The sequence below is a fragment of the Minwuia thermotolerans genome (genome assembly GCF_002924445.1).
Lineage (GTDB): Bacteria > Pseudomonadota > Alphaproteobacteria > Minwuiales > Minwuiaceae > Minwuia > Minwuia thermotolerans.
In genome coordinates this window covers 7,501-25,116 of record NZ_PIGG01000020.1, presented here as the reverse complement: position 1 = coordinate 25,116, position 17,616 = coordinate 7,501, and the positions used below count along the sequence as shown (strand labels likewise).

The window sequence follows — 17,616 nt, the reverse complement described above, 5'->3', positions numbered from 1 at the left end:
TCACCGCCCGACAGGCGCGTATTTCGCCGTCTCGCGGCGGCAGGTTCAAGTATTTTCGGTCCCGAAGCAAGGTAGTGGCGGCGTGCGCTCCGACGGGATATTCAGCCGCGGTGGCCGAATATCGCCGTGCCCACGCGTACATGTGTCGCGCCGAAGGCGATCGCGACCTCGAAATCGGCGCTCATGCCCATCGACAACTGTCGCAGATCGTTCCGCTCCGCGATCTTTTTCAGCAGGGCGAAATGAGGGGCGGGCTCTTCATCCAGCGGTGGAATGCACATCAGGCCGGTGACCGGCAGGCCGTGGACCTCCCGGCAGGCCTCGATGAAGCGGTCCGCCTCGGCCGGCGGCACGCCCGACTTCTGCGGCTCCTCGCCGGTATTGATCTGAACCATGACCGACGGGCGGCGGTCCTGCTCGGCCATGGCCTTCGCAGCCGCCTTTGCCACCTTGTCGCGGTCGATGGTGTGGATGACGTCGAACAGCGCCACCGCGCCTTCGACCTTGCGGCTCTGCAGCCCGCCGATCATGTGCAGCTCCAGGCCGGGATGAGCGGCCCGCAGCGCCGGCCATTTTTCCTCCGATTCCTGCAGGCGGTTCTCGCCGAACACCCTCTGGCCGGCGGCGATCGCGGGCTCGATGCGCTCGGCCCCGAAGGTCTTGGAGACGGCGATCAGCGTGATTTCGGCCGGATCGCGGCCCGCGTCGCGGGCCGCGGCGGCGATGCGTTCGCGGACCTCGGAAAGCCCGGCCGCGATGCTATGGTCCAGTTCCGACATGCGCCCGAGGATTGACGACGGTGTCCCGAACCGCAAGCCGAATTCCCCTGCCCGAGGTTATCATGCCGACCGATCTCGCGCGGCTGTCCGATCCGGCCGCGGCGGCGGCCCGCCTGCCGGCCGGTGCGGCGGTGATCCTGCGCGACCGGGATCATCCGGAGCGGCGCGCCTGGGCGGAGCGCCTGCGGCAGGTCACGGCGGCGCGGGGCCAGATGCTGCTGATCGCCAACGATCCCGATCTGGCGCGGGCGGTCGACGCCGACGGGCTGCATCTGGCCGAACGCGAGGTGGGCCGCATCGCGCCCTGGCGGTTCACCACGGCGGCGGCGCATTCGCTCGCCGCCATCCGCCGCGCCGAACGCGTCCGGGCGGATGCCGTGCTGCTGTCCCCGGTCTTTCCCACCGCCAGCCATCCCGGCGGGCGGACGCTGGGCCTGCAACGCGCCCGGGCGATCGCGCGCGCCGCAGGGTTGCCGGTCTACGCCATGGGCGGCGTCGGTCCGGGCAATTGGCGTTTACTCGGTCCCGCCTTCGCCGGCTTCGCCGCCATCGAGGCCCTCCTCCAGACCCAGTGACTGGGCGATCTCGGTCAGTTGCGCCTCCTCCAGGGTACGGATGCGCAGCGCCAGTTCGTTGGCGACGCGCGTCGCCTCCGGGCTGAGGCCGGCGGTGTCGATGACAATCCGGGGATGGGAGATGCGGGCGAGGTCCTGCAGTTCGTCGGCGTCGTCCCAGATCAGGTTGAAATAGGTGATGATCCGCTGCACCAGCGCCCAGCTCGGCCGGCTGCGGTGACCGTGCTCCAGGGCCGAAAGATAGGCCGGGGTGACGCCGAGCTCGCCGGCCATGGCGCGGAGCGAGACGCCGCGCGCCTCGCGCAGTTCCCGGACCCTCTGGCCGAAAGGGGTCACGGCTCCCGCCGCCGGCGCAGCAGCACGTAGAGCGCGCCGTGCCCGCCATGGCCGGGCGTCGCCGCGGCCGTCGCCAGCACCAGCGGCGCCAGATCAGCCTGTTTCAGCCATTCCGGCACCCGGCGTTTCAGGATGCCCGGCGGTTCCGGATTGACGAAGGGACCGTCGGCGCTTTCGCGCACGCGGCCGCCCTTGCCGGTGATCACCAGCAGGCAGCGCTTGCCGGCGGCGTGGCACTGGCGGACGAACAGGGCCAGTGTCTGATGCGCCTGGGCCTGGGTCATGCCGTGCAGGTCGAGGCGCGCGTCGATCGGGTACTGGCCGCGCCGCAGCCGTTCCGCCGTCCGCCGGTCGACGCCGGCGAGACGGCCGCGACCGGGCGCAGCCGGCCGTTCCGGCGGCGCGGGCGGCGCTGGGGCGGGGGCCGCACGCCGCTGCGGAGCCGGTTTCGCGGGTTGCGGTTTCTTCGGAGGAGCCGCCGCCGGCTTGCTTGCCGCCGCGGCGGCTTCGGCTGCGCGGCGCGCCTCCGCCTTCAGCCGCTTCTCGGTGGAGCGCGATGGCTCGATCTCCCGGGCGACCAGCCGCCAGAGCTTCAGGTCGTCGTCGCTGAGACCTCTGCGGCGCGCCATGCGCTCACCCGCCGTCGTCGATCAGCACGATGTGCAGCCGCCGCGGCCCGTGGGCGCCCATGACGATCTTCTGCTCCACGTCGCCGGTCCGCGAGGCGCCGGAGATCATGTTGACCGTGCGCGGCATGCGGCCCTCGCCGAACCGTTCCCGGATCATTGCGAAGGCGTCTTCCATGGCGCGCACCACCTGCCCGCGGCGCAGTACCACGACATGGTTGTCGGGCACGAAGTTGAGCGTCGCCGGCGTCGAGGGATCGGAAGTCATGACCAGGGTGCCGGTCTCGGCGATGGCCGCCGCCGCCGGGGTTACCGAAACCTGATCCCCGATGTCCGCGGCGCCGGTCTCCACGTCCAGCATGGGCGCGCGCGCCCATGGCAGGTCCGCCACCTCGGCGGCGGGCGCGAGACGCAGCTCCGTCGGCAGGTTGTGCTGTTTCAGCCAGCCGGCAATGGCTTCCGGCGCCAGTTCGGCTGCGCCCACCCGGTCGACGGTGACGCCGAGCTCGGCGCACTTGGCGAGGAACAGCGCCAGCCGCTCCGGCTCCGGCAGATCGGCGCGCGCCGGGATCAGGCCCGGGCGGTGTTCGGCCATGCGCCGGGTGAGCGTTTCCGGGTCCTGGCGGCCGGGAAGACCGGCGGCCCGGTCGCGGACCTTGTTCAGGATCCGGTCGCGGCTGGACATCGTCGGGGCTCCTTCAGGCTCGATGTCATGCCTGTATCCGCCAAAAAGGGGCGGACATGCAAGGCGGGGCCGTGAAACAATGACGGCAATGAGGGAGGAGTGAAGCATGGAACTGACCGTCGAATTCCCGTCCATCGCCTACCGCGAGGGCCCCGAAGGCGTCGCCCGCATGGCCAGGGCCATCGAGCGCATCGGCTATGACCGCATCGACATCTTCGACCATGTCGTCATGGGCTATCCTGTCGAGGGCCGCGAACCGTCGCCCTATCCGGCGAAGATGCCGATCCTGGAGGCGCTGACCCTGGCGGCGCATCTGGCGGCGCTGACCGAGCGGGTCGGCCTGGGCACCGAGGTCCTCGTGCTGCCGCAGCGCGATGCGGTTCTGGTCGCCAAGCAGATCAGCACCATCGACACGCTGTCGGGCGGTCGCATGCGGCTCGGCGTCGGCGTCGGCTGGCAGCCTTCGGAGTACGAGGCGCTGGGCTTCGACTATGCCGACCGCGGCGAGCGGATGGACGAGGCGATCGACCTGGTGCGCGCCTGCTGGCGCGATGAGCGCATCGACCACCGCGGCAGGCATTTCACCGTCAATGCGATGGCGATGGAGCCGAAGCCGCCGCAGGCGCCGGGCGTGCCGCTGTGGGTCGGCGGCAATTCCGGCCCCGCCTTCCGCCGAGTGGGCCGGGTCGGCGACGGCTGGCTGGCCAGCCGGGTGACGGACGCCGCCTATGCCGCAAGCGCCATGGACCGGATCCGGGAAGCGGCGGTGAAGGCGGGCCGCGACCCGGCGAAGCTCGGCTTCCAGTCCATGATCGCGCCGCCGCCCAGAGAAGGCGATGACGCCGGCAAGGCGTTCTATGCCGACCACGAACGGGTCGCTGCCCGCGCCGCCGAACTGAAAGACATGGGCTTCGGCGCGGTGGCGCTGAACGCCACGGCGATCTTCCAGGCCGGGGCGCGCAGCGTCGACGCCATGGCCGACGAACTGGAGAAACTGCACGGCGCGATCCGCCGGGCCTGTGGCTGAAGCCCGGCGGCGGCGCGGCGGTTACTTGTCGCTGTAGGAGGCGCCGAGGCCGGCGCGGGCGTCCGACTGGATGCCGTAGGGCGGAATCGGATAGCGCAGGCCGTTGGCCGACAGGTGGCCCAGTCCCTCGATCACCTTGGGCAGGAATTTCGGCGGGATGGCCATCAGCAGTTCATCCTCCATCACCCCGCCATAGCGCCGCTCCGCGAAGCAGGGGATGGACAGGCTCGGCTCGCGGGTCTTGAGCGCCCGGCCCCAGCTGTCGGCGCAGGAACTCTCGCCGACGCAGCCCCATTCCAGCTTGCGGTAGCCGGCCCATTGCAGGCCGTTGATGAACAGGATCATCTGCGCCGGCGTGGCGTAGATCAGCGCGATGTCCGGCGGGTCGAGCCGGCCGGCGGCCAGCGGCGAGACGGCCATCGCCTTGTAGCGGCCATAGGGCACTACTTCCATCGCCGCCTGGTGGGCCGCGGTGTCGGTTTCGGTCTCGTACCAGACGCCCTTCATGCGCTCGCCGCCCAGCCATTCATCGTCCTGCGGATGCAGGCCGATGACCGCGCCGCACTGGGCGCCGACCAGGTCCTCGACGGTGATGCCGACGGTCCAGCCAAGACGGGACGCCTGGCCGACGATCTGGTCGGTGGTGTGGATCGAGCCCGGGCGGCGGATGCGCTTGATCGCCTCCATCTCCTCGACGGTCTCGAACAGCTTCATGCCGATCGGCGTGGTGCGCAGGCGCAGATAGGTGTTCAGCCCGTCCAGAATGGCGTTCCAGTCATAGCTTTCGGGCTCGGTGATGTCTTCCCAGGCCTTGGCAGGTGCGGTGTCGGCCATGATCGTCCTCCCCAATGACAAACGGCTTGTGTGGAAAGCATAGGCCCTCGGCGACGGTGGCGCGAGTCCGGCGAAAGCGGCCGCTCCTAGTCTTCCAGCCGCGCCTTCAGCTCGGCGTTCTCCGCCTCCAGCGCGGCGAGACGCTCCAGGAGCTTACCGTTCACCATCTGCAGCATCGCCTCGTCATGGCGCGGCGTGATGTGCTGCGGGCAGTTGACGTCCCAGGCCCTGACCTCGAAGACCAGCGCCCGTTCGACTTTCGCCTTGTAGGCCGGGTCGGCCAGCCGCGCCTCCAGTTCCGCATCGCCCTCGACGATCCGCGCCTTGCCCCAGAGCTTCACCCGGCGGCGGTTGGCGTAGTCCATCAGGAAGATGAAGGCCTTCGGGTTGTCCGCCAGATTGCCCAGCGTGATGTACTGGAGGTTGCCGGCGAAATCGGCGATGGCGAGCGTCGCCGGTCCCAGCACCTTGAGGAAACCCGGCGGGGCGCCGCGGTGCTGGATATAGGGCTGACCGTCGGCGCTGACCGTGCCGAGATAGAAGCTGTCGCGGGCGGCGATGAAGGCGGCGAGGTCGTCGTCGATCTCGGCGCGCCAGCCGCCCTTGTCCTCGACGCGCCGGTAGGTTGCGCGCGATCCGCGCGCCGCCTGCGCCGCCTTGACCGAAGGCGAGAAGGCGATGTCCGTGGAGGCCATCTTCATGGGGCCCGTCCTCTTCCTGCTTGACCGTCGGAGGCATGATCTAGGGCGGTGGAGCGGAAGCCGGAGCCTCGGCCGGTCACATCGCGGCGAGCGTGACCTTTCGGGGACAAGCTGGCCACTGCGATTGCCGCCGCCGGCGCAACACCCAGATCAATCTATGGACCCCGAACGAACGAGAACAACAACACGGGAGAGCGAAAAATGAGACGCTACAAACAGTTGGCCATTCCGCTGGCGTTCGCGGCGGGCCTGGCTATTCACGGCGGCGCGGCAGCGAACGTCGAGGCGGCGCCGGGCTCCCGGGCGGATCTGGAACGCTGCGCGGCCTTCTTCCGCGTGATGTCCGAGAACGCGACGCGGCTGGGCGGCGATACCGAGGAGTCGCGCCAGCTCGGCCTGATGTACCGGAACCAGTCGGAATTGCTGGCCACCACGGCCGATGTGGAGCGGCTGAAGACCGACCATACCGAACCGCCGGCGCTCGAGCGGCACTACACGCGGCTCTCGGCGGAGCTGGAACAGGCCCTCGCGCCGGACACGCCGGCCGGAGAGGCCCGCCAGTGGGTTTCCGGCCGCATCGACGCATGCGATGTGGCGATACGGGCCGCGGCGGACTGAACGGGCCGCCCTTCGACGCAGACGGACGGGCGGTTCCGATTGCGCCCGGGGCGCGCACGTCCCAGATTCGGATGCAGCATTTCCGACCGCTGACCGGAGACGAGAATGATCATGCGACGCCTGTCCTGGATGTTGCCGGCCCTGGCGCTGGCGCTCACGGCCTGCTCGACCGGGCCTGATGGCCGGCTGCGCTCGACGCTGGGTCACACGGTTCTCGGCAAGCCGAAACCGGAGATCGTCGCCCCGGTGCACGAACTGGAGCGTTGCGCGGCCTTCCACGGGCTCATGGCCGCGGAGGCCGGGTCCGGGGATCGCGCCGAGCTGAACGCCGGCCAGGCCAGGCTGCTGGCGACCGCGGCGGAACTGGCGCGGCTGCAGACGCGCGAGGAAGGCTGGGACGGCGTGCCCTGGCGCCGCGAGCGCCTGGCGGAGGAACTGGCGGCGCGGCGCGCGGACGGCACCGCGGGGGCCTGGATCGCAGAGACCTCGGCGCAGTGCGAAGAGGTGCTGGCGAAGGTCAGATCGGCCACGAACACAGCCGGGTAGACGGCGGCCGGGAATCCGGCCCTGCCGTTCTTCAGTCGAAGGTCAGATCGCCCTTCTCCAGCGGTGCGAAATAGGCGTCCACATCCGCATCGGTTACGCCCTCCAGCGTCGGCGGATCCCATTTCGGCGACTGGTCCTTGTCGACCACCGTGGCACGCGTGCCCTCGTAGAAGTCGTGGCCCGCGATGATGCGGTTCACCATGCGCCATTCCATGACCATGCAGTCGCGGAAGTCGCGGCGGGCGCCCTCGCGCACCTGGCGCAGCGCCACCTTGCTGGAGGTGGGCGACTTGGTGCGGATGGTCTTCGCCTGCTTCGCCGCCCATTCGCCGCCTTCCGACTCCAGCGCGGCGACGATCTCCTCCACAGTCGCGCCGGCGAAGCAGCGGTCGATCACGTCGCGGACCTCGGCCAGCGGCGCGGCGCCCGCGTCCTCGACGAAGCCGGCGATGGTGGCGCCGACGTGCTCGTGGCTGCCGTCGGTGCCTTCCAGCGCCGTGGCCAGCGCCTCCAGCTTCGCCGCCGGCACGTAGTGGTCTGCGACGCCGGCGTAGAGGCAGTCGGCGGCCTTCAGCCGCGCGCCGGTCAGCGCCAGATACTCGCCGACGCGGCCCGGGCAGCGCGACAGGAAGAAGGAGCCGCCGACGTCGGGGAACAGGCCGATCCCGGTTTCCGGCATGGCGAACATGATGTTCTCGGTGGCGATACGGTGGCTGCCGGGAATCGACACGCCGCAGCCGCCGCCCATGACGATGCCGTTCAGAAAGCTGATCCACGGCTTGGGGTAGTAGTGGATGTCGGCGTTGAGGCGGTATTCGTCGTGGTAGAAGTCGTACGGATATTGTCCGCCGGCGCGGCCTTCGTCGTAGAGCTTGCGGATATCGCCGCCGGCGCAGAAGGCCTTCTCGCCGGCGCCCTGGATCAGCACCGCCTTCACGCCGTCGTCCTTCGCCCAGCCCCGGATCTGCGGATGCATCGCCACGACCATTTCGTGGGTCAGGGCGTTCAGCGCCTTCGGCCGGTTCAGCAGGATGGTGCCCAGCGCGCCCTTGCGCCCGAAGACGATCTCGTCATCCGTATCGGTCATGTGTTCGCCCCTGGTTGTCATGCCCGCCCCCCGCGCGGGCATCCGGTTTGATGAAGTGCCGCCGGCGACGCCGTTTCCGGACCCCCGTACAAGGCGGGGGTGACGTCCGGAGGCTGCGGCCGTCAGTCCGCGAGCAGTTTCCGGCTGATCACCACGCGCATGATCTCGTTGGTGCCTTCCAGGATCTGGTGGACGCGGCAGTCGCGCAGATAGCGCTCGATCGGATGGTCCATCAGGTATCCGTAGCCGCCGTGCAGCTGCAGGGCCTGATTGCAGATGTCGAAGCCCGCGTCGGTGGCGAAGCGCTTGGCCATGGCGCAGGCCTGGGTCTTGTCGGGCGCGTCGGCGTCCAGCTTCGCGGCGGCGCCGCGGATCATGTAGCGCGCAGCTTCCAGCTCGGTCGCCATGTCGGCCAGCCGGAACTGCGTATTCTGGAAATCGGCGATGGCGCGGCCGAACTGCTTGCGGTCCTTCACGTAGTCGACCGTCCGTTCCAGGCAGGCGCGTGCCGCGCCGAGCGAGCAGGCGCCGATGTTGATCCGCCCGCCGTCCAGGCCCGCCATGGCGATGCGGAATCCCTGACCCTCGTCGCCGACCCGGTTCTCGACCGGCACGCGGCAGTCGTCGAACAGCACCATCGCCGTCGGCTGGGAATTCCAGCCCATCTTGCGCTCCTGCGCCCCGAAGCTGATGCCGGGCGCGTCCTTCGGAATGGCAAGGCAGGTGACCCCGCCCGCGCCCTCTTCGCCGGTGCGGACCATGGTGACGTAGACGTCGGCGCGGCCGCCGCCGGAGATGAATGCCTTGGCGCCGTTGATGACGTACTCGTCGCCCTCGCGCACCGCCTTCGTCTTGAGGCTGGCGGCGTCGGAGCCCGCGCCCGGCTCCGTCAGGCAGTAGCTGGCGAAGTGCTCCATGGTGCAGAGCTTCGGCAGGAATTTCTCCCGCACCGCATCGCCGCCGAAGCGGTCGATCATCCAGGCGGCCATGTTGTGGATCGAGATATAGGCGGCGGTCGATGTGCAGCCGGCGGCCAGTTCCTCGAAGATGATGGCGGCGTCCAGGCGGGTCAGCGCCGAGCCGCCATGCGCCTCGCCGACATAGATGCCGGCGAAGCCGAGCGCCGCCGCCTGGCGCAGCGTGTCCTCGGGAAAGATCTTCTCCGCGTCCCATTTCGCGGCATGGGGCGCCATCTCGGCGTCCGCGAAGCTGCGCGCGGCATCCTGAAAGGCGAGCTGATCCTCGGTCAGCGCCTGCGTCATCTCATCCTCCCCGAATGCCGACTCTCCCCTGCCGCCACGAAATAGTCGAGCCCGCCGGGGCGGTCAACGCGCGCGGGCGGGCGCCGGGAGATCAACGGGTCGGTGCGGATCTCGCGCAGCAGCTTGCGGCGCATCGCGGCGGCGAAGGCGTCGTAGTCGGCCGCCACCTCCACGAAGGCGCCATAGCCGCCGATCACCTCCTCGCGGTAGTAGCGCTCGATACCGGGCTCCTGGCTCAGGATCGGCAGCCCGTTGATGACGATGCCGCCGGCGATGACGTCCTCGCGCGCGCCCTGGACGGCGGGCGCGTCGGTGTTGCGTCCGTCGCCCGAGATGTCGATCACCCGCCGGCCCGCGGGCCAAGGCAGGTTCTCGAACTGGCTGGCCGCATAGAGCAGGGCCTGACCGATGGCGGTGCCGCCGGCGGAGAAATAGCGCGGCGTCAGTTCCACGTCGCGGGCCAGCGTCTCGATCCCCTCCGGTGAGTCCACCGCGCGCCAGTCCAGCGCCTGGCGGACCTGGCCGGGGCCCGACCATTGCACCAGGGTGAAGGCCACGCGGCCGCTGGGGCCCCCGGCGATCGCCCGCGCCACTTCCCCGTCGCGCAGGGCCTGGGCGATACCGTCCATCTGCAGACCGAACTCGCCATGGCTGACCGAAGAGGATGCGTCGACCGCCAGCACGATCGCCACATCGACGGTTTCGGCGCGGGCCGCGGCCCATCCGGAAAGAAGAACAGCGATCGCGATCAGGGCCGGGCGGATCATGCGCCGCACTCTATCACGGCGCGGCGGCCGGGGCCTCTCCCAGTCGCCGCTCCACGCCGCGCAGCGCGAGCGCCACGGCGACGCCCGCGACCCCGGCAGCGAGCGTCAGCCAGCGCGCGGCGGTGAAGTCGCCGCCGGCCATGGCCGCCATCCACGCAACCGCTGGCGGTCCCAGCAGGGAACCGAGATTGGTGCACTGGACGATGACGCCGTTGGTGATGCCGACCTGGGCGGGGGAGGGGCTGTGCGTCGCCGCGCCGGCGAGCACCGCGCCGGGTATGGCGCCGCCGATGGCGGAGAACAGGCCCGCCAGGATCAGCCGGACCGCCGGGTCGAGGCCGCTGTCGTAGATCCCCAGGGTGAGCAGGCCCAGCGCCAGGCTGCAGGCGGCGATGATCGTCCAGCGCGCCGCGCCGCGGCTGAGCAGCACGCCGGCGGCGAGATTGCCGGCGATGTTGGCGGCCACCACCACGGCAACGCCGCCGCCCGCCGCCGCGGCGGTCAGGCCCACGCCCTGCAGGATGGTCGGCAGCCAGGTCAGCACGCCGAACCACTGCACCGTATAGAGCATGAACGCGACACCCATCAGCCAGGGCCCCGGCCGGCGGACCACCTCGGCCAGGCCGCGCAGCCGGCCCGCGCCCGTCGGCCGCCGTCCCAGCCCGCGGGTCATGGTCAGGAAGACCGCGGCATAGACCACGGTCAGACCCGCATTGAACCACCAGACCGTGCGCCAGTGCTCCGGCGCGGCGATGAACGGCGCGGCGGCCATCATCGCGGCGAAGCCGGCCGGCATGTAGGTGCTCCAGACCGACAGGGCCATGCGCACGTCGCGGGGCGCCGTCGCCTCCAGGATCAGGCCGGGGGCCGCGACCACGATAACCACGAAACTGAATGCCTCGCAGAGCCGGGAGGCGAAGATTTGCGGCGCGCCGGCGGCAGTGGCGCCCAGCACGTTGCCCGCCAGCAGAACCGCCAGCGCCAGCAGCACCGCGCGGCGGCGGCCGGCATTGTCGGCGAAGACGCCGGCCAGAATGCCGGTCGCGACGGCAACGCCGTTGATCAGCGACATGAAGAAGCCGGCGGCCACCAGGTCGAGGCCAAGGTCGGCGCGGATCTGGGCGATCATCGGCGGCGCCTTGCCGACCTGCGCGCCAATCAGCACGCCCGCGCCCACCGCGGTCAGCACGACCGCCCAGCGCGTCGTCGCCGCCTTCTCCGTATCCGCCGCAGGCTCCGCCACGCGCTGTCTCCCGCCCGGTTGCATCCGGCGGCAGCCTTGGCCGCGGCGCGCGTGAAAGGCAACCGGAATCGCGGCCGGGAGGGGGAAATGCAACCATCCCCTTCCGCGGCGAAAATATGTATGGTTCGGCGGTCAGGCTGGATCAGGAGGCTTGGAACATGACCGGCAGGCTGCGTCTCGGCGTCAACATCGACCACGTCGCCACTATCCGAAACGCCCGCGGCGGCGGCCATCCCGATCCCGTGCGCGCCGCGCGGCAGGCGGCCGAGGCCGGGGCTGACGGCATCACGGCGCATCTGCGCGAGGACCGCCGGCACATCTCCGACGACGACATCGAGCGTCTCAGCGCCCAGATCGACCTGCCGCTGAATCTGGAGATGGCGGCGACCGAGGAGATGCTGGGCATCGCGCTCCGCCACAAACCGCACGCCGCCTGCCTGGTGCCGGAGAAGCGCGAGGAGGTCACCACCGAAGGCGGCCTGGACGTCGCCGCGCACCACCGGCACCTGGCGCCGGTCGTGCGCAGCCTGGTCGACGCCGGCATCCGCGTGTCGCTGTTCATCGATCCGGAGCCGGTACAGCTCCACGTCGCCAAGGCGCTGGGCGCGCCGGTTGTCGAACTGCACACCGGGGCCTATTGCGACGCCGGGGACGCGGACCGGGAGGGCGAGCTGGCGCGTATCATCCATGCCGCCGAATACGCCGCCGATCTGGGGCTCGAGGTCCATGCCGGTCACGGCCTGACCTTCGACACCGTCTCGCCGGTGGCCGCGGTCCCCCAGGTCGTCGAGCTCAACATCGGCCACTTTCTGGTCGGCGAGGCGATCTTCTCCGGCCTCAACTCCGCCATTACCCGCATGCGCAGCCTGATGGACAAGGCGCGCGCCGCCGCCACGGGCAGCGCCAGCGCATGAGCAGCCCATGATCGTCGGTATCGGCGCCGATCTGTGCGACATCCGCCGGATCGAGCGCTCCATCGAGCGTTTCGGACAGCGCTTTCTCGACCGCTGCTTCACCGGCGGCGAGCAGGCGGCCTGCGGCGGCCGCGCGGACACCGCGGCCCGCTTCGCCCGCCGCTATGCCGCCAAGGAGGCCGCGGCCAAGGCGCTCGGCACGGGCATCGGCGAGTTCGCCGGCCTGAAGGAGATCGAGGTCATCTCCCGTCCCAACGGTAAGCCCGACCTGATCCTCAGCGGCCAGGCGGCGGCGACCCTGGCGGGGCTCTGTCCCGCCGGCGCGGCAGGTTTCGCGCATCTGTCCATCAGCGACGAGGCGCCCTATGCACTGGCCTATGTGGTGCTGGAGGCGCGGCCGGCGGCGGCGGATCGCAATTGACTAACGGCCGCCTTTCAGCTTCAACACGGCGTCGCTCCGCCAGGCGTCGTCCGAACGACGCAATCCCCCGGCAAGACAAGGCGTTCTAATGGCTTCCAGATCCAAGGGTGGCTTCAAAGAGACCATCAAGACCGTCATCTATGCCGTGGCGATCGCGATGGTATTTCGCACCTTCGCCTTCGAGCCCTTCAACATTCCGTCGCGGTCCATGGTGCCCACGCTGCTGGTGGGCGACTTCCTGTTCGTCTCCAAGTTCTCCTACGGCTACAGCCGCCACAGTCTTCCCTTCAGCCCTGACCTTTTCGGCGGCCGCGTCCTGCAGAGCGCGCCGGAGCGGGGCGACGTCGCCGTGTTCAAGACGCCGCTGGACAACGAGACCGACTTCATCAAGCGGGTCATCGGCATGCCCGGCGACCGCATACAGATGCGCGACAGCGTGCTGTACATCAACGATCAGGCGGTGGAGCGCGAGCGTGTGGAGGACTTCGAGTACATCGACGGCACGGGCCGGCTGCGCTTCATTCCGCAATACCGCGAGATCCTTCCCAACGGCCGCAGCTATCTCACTCTTGACGAGAGTGCCCGCCGGCCCCTGGACAACACCGCCGTCTATACGGTGCCCAAGGGGCATTACTTCATGATGGGCGACAACCGCGACAACTCCACCGACAGCCGGGTCTCCGTGCGCAACAGCGGCGTGGGATTCGTGCCGGCGGAGAATCTCGTCGGCCGCGCCGATGTGCTATTCTTCTCCATCGACACGGACTTCCGCTGGTGGCAGATCTGGAACCTGGTCACCAACATCCGGTACTCGAGACTGGGCGACGTGATTGAATAGACCTCCGCAGGCGATGGCAGAACTCGAGCGGGCCCTGGGTCACGCCTTTGCCGATCGCGGGCGGCTGCAGGAAGCCCTGACGCACCCTTCGGCGCTGCAGCGCGGCCGCGCCGAGCGCGGCGACTACGAGCGCCTCGAATTCCTGGGCGACCGCGTGCTGGGCCTGGTCATCGCCATGGCCATCTTCCGCGAATACCCGGACGCCAATGCCGGCCACATGGCGCGGCGCTACAACGAGATGGTGCGCAAGGAGACGCTGGCGGAAGTCGCGCTGGAGACGGGCCTCGCCGGACACATCCGCATGTCGCCCGGCGAGCGCGAGACCGGCGGGCTGGAGAAGCCGGCCATCCTCGCCGACATCTGCGAAGCGGTGATCGGCGCGCTCTATCTGGACGGCGGCCTGCCGGCCGCGGAACGGTTCATCGGCGAGCGCTGGCGCGCGCGCATCGCGGGGCTGGAGAAGGCGCCGAAGGATTCCAAGACGGCATTGCAGGAATGGGCCCACGCCCACGGCATCGAGCCGCCGGAATACGAGCTTGTAGCCGCCCGCGGCCCCGATCATGCGCCCGAGTTCACGGTCAGGGCGCGGTTCGCGCGCGGCGAGGCCGAAGCCACCGGGTCGTCGAAGAAGGTGGCGGAACGGCGGGCGGCGGAAACATTGCTCGGCAAGGTGGAGAACGGCCGTGACGGCTGAGACGGAAGGCGGCGGAGAGCAGGAGAGCCGGGCCGGCTTCGTCGCCCTGGCCGGCGCGCCCAATGCGGGCAAGTCGACATTGCTGAACCAGCTGGTCGGAACCAAGGTCTCGATCGTCAGCCCGAAGGTGCAGACGACGCGCGCCCGGGTCGTCGGCATCGCCCTGGAGGGCGCGGTGCAGATCGCCTTCGTCGACACGCCAGGCATCTTCCGGCCGAAGCGGCGGCTGGAGAAGGCGATGGTGGATGCTGCCTGGGGCGGCGTCGCCGACGCCGATCTGACCGTCCTGCTGATCGACGCCGAGCGGGGCCTCAACAGCAATGTGCGCGAGATACTGGCGGGTCTCGACAAGCTGGGCCGCCGGATCTGGGTGGTGTTGAACAAGATCGACCTGGTGCGCAAGGACAGCCTGCTGGCCATGACGGCGGAACTCGGCCGGACGGGTTTCGTCGATGAGGTCTTCATGGTCTCGGCGCTGACCGGCGACGGGGTCGCCGATCTCCGCGAGGCCCTCGCCCGGGCCATGCCGCCGGGGCCGTGGCTCTATCCGGAGGACCAGGTCTCGGAGATGCCGGAGCGGCTGCTCGCCTCCGAGATCACCCGCGAGAAGCTGTTCCTGCGCCTGCATCAGGAACTGCCCTATGCGCTGACCGTCGAGACCGAGAACTGGACGGAACGCCCCGACGGCTCGGTGCGCATCGACCAGGTGATCTACGTCGCCCGCGAGGGCCACCGCGCCATCGTCCTGGGTCACGGCGGCCAGACCATCCGCCAGATCGGCAGGATGGCGCGCGAGGAGCTTTCGGAACTGCTGGGGCGGCCGGTGCATCTTTTCACCTTCGTCAAGGTGCGCGAGAAATGGCTCGACGACCCTGCCCGCTACCGGGAGATGGGGCTGGACTTCCCCCGAGGCTGACAGCAGCGGCGGGACCCGACGGTCATCACGCAGAAATGCGGTGAACCGTTGCGGCGACGGCCCGTATGTTGACCGACATGCCTCGCACCTACCGCCGCAGGTTCACCCACGCCTTCGATCACCCCGTCGAGACGGTCTGGCCGGCGCTCGCCGACACCGCGCGTTTCAACGAGGCGGCCGGGTTCCCGAAGCACCGCATCCGCGAGGAGGCGCAGCCCGACGGCTCGATCCGGCTGTTCGCCGAGGGCGCGGTCAAGGGCGTCGAGCTGGCCTGGGAGGAGTTCCCCGTCGAATGGGTGATGGGCCAGTGGTTCTGGCACTGGCGTGTGTTCTCGAAGGGCCCATTCGCCACCATCGGCGCCATGGTCACCTTCGAGCCGCGCGAAGACGGTCCCGGCTGTCTCTGTCACTACGAGGTGGGCGCGACGCCGCGCACCGGCTTCGGCTGGGTGATCCTCAACTGGGGCTTCTTCGCCCGCGCCGAGAACGATTTCCGCAGTCTCTGCGGGCAGGTCGCCGAATGGGCCGAGGGGGTCGCAAGGGTGCCCTACCGGGTGCCGGGGCACGCGCCGTCGGCGGCGGAACGGATGCGGATCGACGCCATGGTCCGGCGGCTGGAGGCGAGCCCCTACGGTCACGGCCTGGGGCAGACGCTGGTGGACTGGGTGCTGGCGGCGCAGGAGGTCGATCTGGTGCGTATCCGCCCGCTGGCGCTCGCCCCCCTGCTCGGCGCCGAACCGCGGGCGATGGTCGAAACCATGTTGCAGGCGGTGCGCGAGGGCCTGCTGCAGCAGCGCTGGGACCTCCTCTGTCCGCGCTGCCGCGGCGCCAAGCTCGCCGCCGACGGGCTCGACAGGCTGCCCGAACGCGCCCATTGCGCGGCCTGCAATGTCGACTACGAACGCGATTTCGCGCGCAATGTGGAGCTGACCTTCACGCCCGCTCCGGCGCTGCGGCCGGTCTATGACGGCGAATACTGCCTGGGCGGACCAATGACGACGCCGCACGTCATGGCGCAGGTGCGCCTGGATCCCCGCGCGGCGCGGGACTGGCCGGGCGAACTGCCGCCGGGTCCCTACCGCGCCCGGGAACTGCGCGGCGGCCCCTATGCCGAGTTCGAGCACGATGGCGGGGCGCTGCCCACCGTGGCGCTGGCCGAGGATGCGGTGACGCTGGGCGCGCCGGCGCCGCCGGGACGCATCGCCTTCCGCAACGACGACAGCACGCCCCGCTACGCCGTGATCGAACGCCGCGACTGGGCCATCGATGCGCTGACGGCGGAACGCGCAACCGCGCTGCACGCCTTCCGCGACCTCTGCGCCGCCGACACACTGCGTCCCGGCGACGGGGCCGGCATCAGCCAGGTGGCGCTGATGTTCACGGACCTGAAGGGCTCCACCCGGCTCTACCGCAGCGCCGGCGACGCACCCGCCTACGCCGCCGTGCGCAGCCATTTCGTCTATCTCGCCGATCATGTCCGCCGCCATGACGGCGCGGTGGTGAAGACCATGGGCGACGCCGTGCTCGCCGCCTTCGCCGAGCCGCGCGACGCCCTGGCCTGCGCCGTCGCCATCCAGCGCGGCATGGACGCCTTCAACCTCCGCGAGCAATCGGCGCTGGTGGTCAAGATCGGCATCCACACCGGGGCCTGTCTGGCGGTGACGCTCAACCGCCGGCTCGACTATTTCGGTCAGACCGTGAACCTGGCCGCTCGCCTGCAGGACCAGTCGCGGGGCGGCGACATCGTCTTTTCCGAGGCGGTGCGGGCGGACCCCACCGTCCGGGCGCTGGCCGATGCGCTCTCGCCGACGCACGAATGCGCCGAACTGCGGGGCATCGACGAGGCGATCGCCTTCTGGCGCGCCTCCGCATCCTGAATTCGCCCCTTTTGAGGGCGTGAGCGTTCGAATCGTCCGGCTGGGGCTGTTATACAGGGGCCATGGATGACCCTTTCGATCTCGGCGCCGCGGAGCCGGCCGGACGCGGCGAGGCGCGCTTCCCCTATCTGGAAACGCTGAATCCGCCCCAGCGCCAGGCGGTGGAGGCCCTGGACGGTCCCGTTCTGGTGCTGGCGGGCGCCGGCACCGGCAAGACGCGCGTGCTCACCACGCGGCTGGCGCACCTGCTCAATCTCGGCAAGGCCCGGCCCTGGGAAGTGCTGGCGGTGACCTTCACCAACAAGGCCGCCCGCGAGATGCACGACCGCGTCGGCCAGCTCATCGGCCAGGCCGTCGAAGGCGTCTGGCTGGGCACATTCCACGCCATCGGCGTCCGCATCCTGCGCCGCCACGCCGAACTGGTGGGCCGCACCTCCGGTTTCACCATTCTCGACGACGACGACCAGCAGCGCCTGATCAAGCAGTTGCTGGAGGCCGAGAACATCGACGTCAAGCGCTGGCCGCCCAGGGCCTTCGCCTCGGTCATCGACGGCTGGAAGAACAAGGGGCTGACGCCCGCAAAGGTGCAGGAAGGCGATTCGGGCTTCGCCGACGGCAAGGCGAAGGCCCTCTACAAGCTCTACCAGGATCGTCTGCAGACGCTGAACGCCTGCGATTTCGGCGACCTGCTGCTGCTGACGACCGAGCTCTTCCTCAACCATCCGGACGTGCTGGCCGACTATCACCGCCGCTTCCGCTACATCCTGGTCGACGAATACCAGGATACCAATGTCGCCCAGTATCTCTGGCTCCGGCTGCTGGCCCAGGGCGCGCGGAACATCTGCTGCGTCGGCGACGACGATCAGTCGA

General features: G+C 69.9%; 21 protein-coding genes (1 of these 21 only partly in view). 11 read left to right on the top strand and 10 right to left on the bottom strand.

The genetic code is table 11. The annotated features are described in order from the left end of the window. Window positions 1-101: 101 nt before the first annotated feature. Window positions 102-779: a YggS family pyridoxal phosphate-dependent enzyme gene (locus tag CWC60_RS04280; protein WP_109792768.1), complete on the bottom strand. Its 678-nt coding sequence runs from the start codon at window positions 777-779 to the stop codon at window positions 102-104. A 62-nt stretch (window positions 780-841) separates the two neighbouring features. Here CWC60_RS04280 and CWC60_RS04275 point away from each other — a divergent pair, with 62 nt between their 5' ends. Beyond that, complete coding sequence (locus CWC60_RS04275) at window positions 842-1,354, top strand: thiamine phosphate synthase (RefSeq protein WP_109792767.1); 513 nt, start codon at window positions 842-844, stop codon at window positions 1,352-1,354. Here CWC60_RS04275 and CWC60_RS04270 read toward each other — a convergent pair. The 3 genes from CWC60_RS04270 to CWC60_RS04260 are packed head-to-tail and all read right to left on the bottom strand — an operon-like array spanning window position 1,295 to window position 3,001. After that, on the bottom strand, window positions 1,295-1,690 hold the full coding sequence (locus tag CWC60_RS04270) for a helix-turn-helix domain-containing protein (RefSeq protein ID WP_109792766.1): 396 nt from the start codon (window positions 1,688-1,690) through the stop codon (window positions 1,295-1,297). The genes CWC60_RS04275 and CWC60_RS04270 overlap by 60 nt on opposite strands. Beyond that, complete coding sequence (locus CWC60_RS04265) at window positions 1,687-2,319, bottom strand: Smr/MutS family protein (protein WP_109792765.1); 633 nt, start codon at window positions 2,317-2,319, stop codon at window positions 1,687-1,689. Before CWC60_RS04265 ends, CWC60_RS04270 begins: the two co-directional genes overlap by 4 nt. A 4-nt stretch (window positions 2,320-2,323) precedes the next feature. Further along, a complete protein-coding gene (locus tag CWC60_RS04260) occupies window positions 2,324-3,001 on the bottom strand; it encodes a LutC/YkgG family protein (protein ID WP_109792764.1) in 678 nt (225 codons plus the stop codon). A gap of 106 nt (window positions 3,002-3,107) precedes the next feature. On the opposite strand from CWC60_RS04260, the gene CWC60_RS04255 reads away from it, so the two are divergent. Further along, window positions 3,108-4,028 carry a TIGR03619 family F420-dependent LLM class oxidoreductase gene (locus CWC60_RS04255; RefSeq protein WP_109792763.1) on the top strand — a complete coding sequence of 307 codons (921 nt, stop codon included), beginning with the start codon at window positions 3,108-3,110 and terminating at the stop codon, window positions 4,026-4,028. A 21-nt stretch (window positions 4,029-4,049) separates the two neighbouring features. Here the strand turns inward: CWC60_RS04255 and CWC60_RS04250 are convergent, their stop codons facing one another. Together CWC60_RS04250 and CWC60_RS04245 are read right to left on the bottom strand one after the other, a co-directional pair. Further along, window positions 4,050-4,862, bottom strand: coding sequence for a DUF169 domain-containing protein (locus CWC60_RS04250; RefSeq protein WP_109792762.1), 813 nt, complete (start codon window positions 4,860-4,862; stop codon window positions 4,050-4,052). An 86-nt stretch (window positions 4,863-4,948) separates the two neighbouring features. Beyond that, window positions 4,949-5,563, bottom strand: coding sequence for a pyridoxamine 5'-phosphate oxidase family protein (locus CWC60_RS04245; protein WP_109792761.1), 615 nt, complete (start codon window positions 5,561-5,563; stop codon window positions 4,949-4,951). A 201-nt stretch (window positions 5,564-5,764) separates the two neighbouring features. Between CWC60_RS04245 and CWC60_RS04240 the strand changes: the two genes are divergently transcribed. Together CWC60_RS04240 and CWC60_RS04235 are read left to right on the top strand one after the other, a co-directional pair. After that, window positions 5,765-6,181: a hypothetical protein gene (locus tag CWC60_RS04240; RefSeq protein WP_109796311.1), complete on the top strand. Its 417-nt coding sequence runs from the start codon at window positions 5,765-5,767 to the stop codon at window positions 6,179-6,181. 105 nt (window positions 6,182-6,286) lie between these two features. After that, entirely contained in the window at window positions 6,287-6,727 is a 441-nt protein-coding gene (locus CWC60_RS04235) for a hypothetical protein (RefSeq protein ID WP_109792759.1), read from the top strand. Window positions 6,728-6,758: 31 nt separating this feature from the next. Here the strand turns inward: CWC60_RS04235 and CWC60_RS04230 are convergent, their stop codons facing one another. From CWC60_RS04230 to CWC60_RS04215, 4 genes are all read right to left on the bottom strand, one after another. Then, window positions 6,759-7,814, bottom strand: a complete 1,056-nt coding sequence (locus CWC60_RS04230; RefSeq protein ID WP_109792797.1) for an enoyl-CoA hydratase/isomerase family protein — start codon at window positions 7,812-7,814, stop codon at window positions 6,759-6,761. A 122-nt stretch (window positions 7,815-7,936) separates the two neighbouring features. Continuing rightward, on the bottom strand, window positions 7,937-9,076 hold the full coding sequence (locus CWC60_RS04225) for an acyl-CoA dehydrogenase family protein (RefSeq protein WP_109792758.1): 1,140 nt from the start codon (window positions 9,074-9,076) through the stop codon (window positions 7,937-7,939). Continuing rightward, a complete protein-coding gene (locus tag CWC60_RS04220) occupies window positions 9,073-9,843 on the bottom strand; it encodes a DUF1194 domain-containing protein (RefSeq protein WP_109792757.1) in 771 nt (256 codons plus the stop codon). Before CWC60_RS04220 ends, CWC60_RS04225 begins: the two co-directional genes overlap by 4 nt. Window positions 9,844-9,856: 13 nt before the next feature. After that, window positions 9,857-11,086 carry an MFS transporter gene (locus tag CWC60_RS04215; protein WP_164516357.1) on the bottom strand — a complete coding sequence of 410 codons (1,230 nt, stop codon included), beginning with the start codon at window positions 11,084-11,086 and terminating at the stop codon, window positions 9,857-9,859. A gap of 158 nt (window positions 11,087-11,244) precedes the next feature. Here CWC60_RS04215 and CWC60_RS04210 point away from each other — a divergent pair, with 158 nt between their 5' ends. From CWC60_RS04210 to CWC60_RS04180, 7 genes are all read left to right on the top strand, one after another. Further along, complete coding sequence (locus CWC60_RS04210) at window positions 11,245-12,000, top strand: pyridoxine 5'-phosphate synthase (RefSeq protein WP_109792796.1); 756 nt, start codon at window positions 11,245-11,247, stop codon at window positions 11,998-12,000. 7 nt (window positions 12,001-12,007) lie between these two features. Continuing rightward, window positions 12,008-12,421, top strand: coding sequence for a holo-ACP synthase (gene acpS / locus CWC60_RS04205; protein ID WP_109792755.1), 414 nt, complete (start codon window positions 12,008-12,010; stop codon window positions 12,419-12,421). 88 nt (window positions 12,422-12,509) lie between these two features. Further along, complete coding sequence (gene lepB / locus CWC60_RS04200) at window positions 12,510-13,259, top strand: signal peptidase I (protein ID WP_109792754.1); 750 nt, start codon at window positions 12,510-12,512, stop codon at window positions 13,257-13,259. Next, window positions 13,252-13,953 carry a ribonuclease III gene (gene rnc, locus CWC60_RS24045; protein ID WP_241147892.1) on the top strand — a complete coding sequence of 234 codons (702 nt, stop codon included), beginning with the start codon at window positions 13,252-13,254 and terminating at the stop codon, window positions 13,951-13,953. Before lepB ends, rnc begins: the two co-directional genes overlap by 8 nt. Next, window positions 13,943-14,869 carry a GTPase Era gene (era, locus tag CWC60_RS04190; protein WP_109792752.1) on the top strand — a complete coding sequence of 309 codons (927 nt, stop codon included), beginning with the start codon at window positions 13,943-13,945 and terminating at the stop codon, window positions 14,867-14,869. The genes rnc and era overlap by 11 nt, the downstream gene beginning before the upstream one ends. Window positions 14,870-14,946: 77 nt before the next feature. Beyond that, on the top strand, window positions 14,947-16,746 hold the full coding sequence (locus tag CWC60_RS04185; RefSeq protein ID WP_241147894.1) for an adenylate/guanylate cyclase domain-containing protein: 1,800 nt from the start codon (window positions 14,947-14,949) through the stop codon (window positions 16,744-16,746). A 62-nt stretch (window positions 16,747-16,808) separates the two neighbouring features. Further along, window positions 16,809-17,616, top strand: partial view of an ATP-dependent helicase gene (locus tag CWC60_RS04180; RefSeq protein WP_109792750.1) — the 5' portion only. Its footprint extends 1,502 nt past the window's final position; only the first 808 of its 2,310 coding nucleotides appear in the window; the start codon lies at window positions 16,809-16,811; the stop codon falls past the right edge of the window.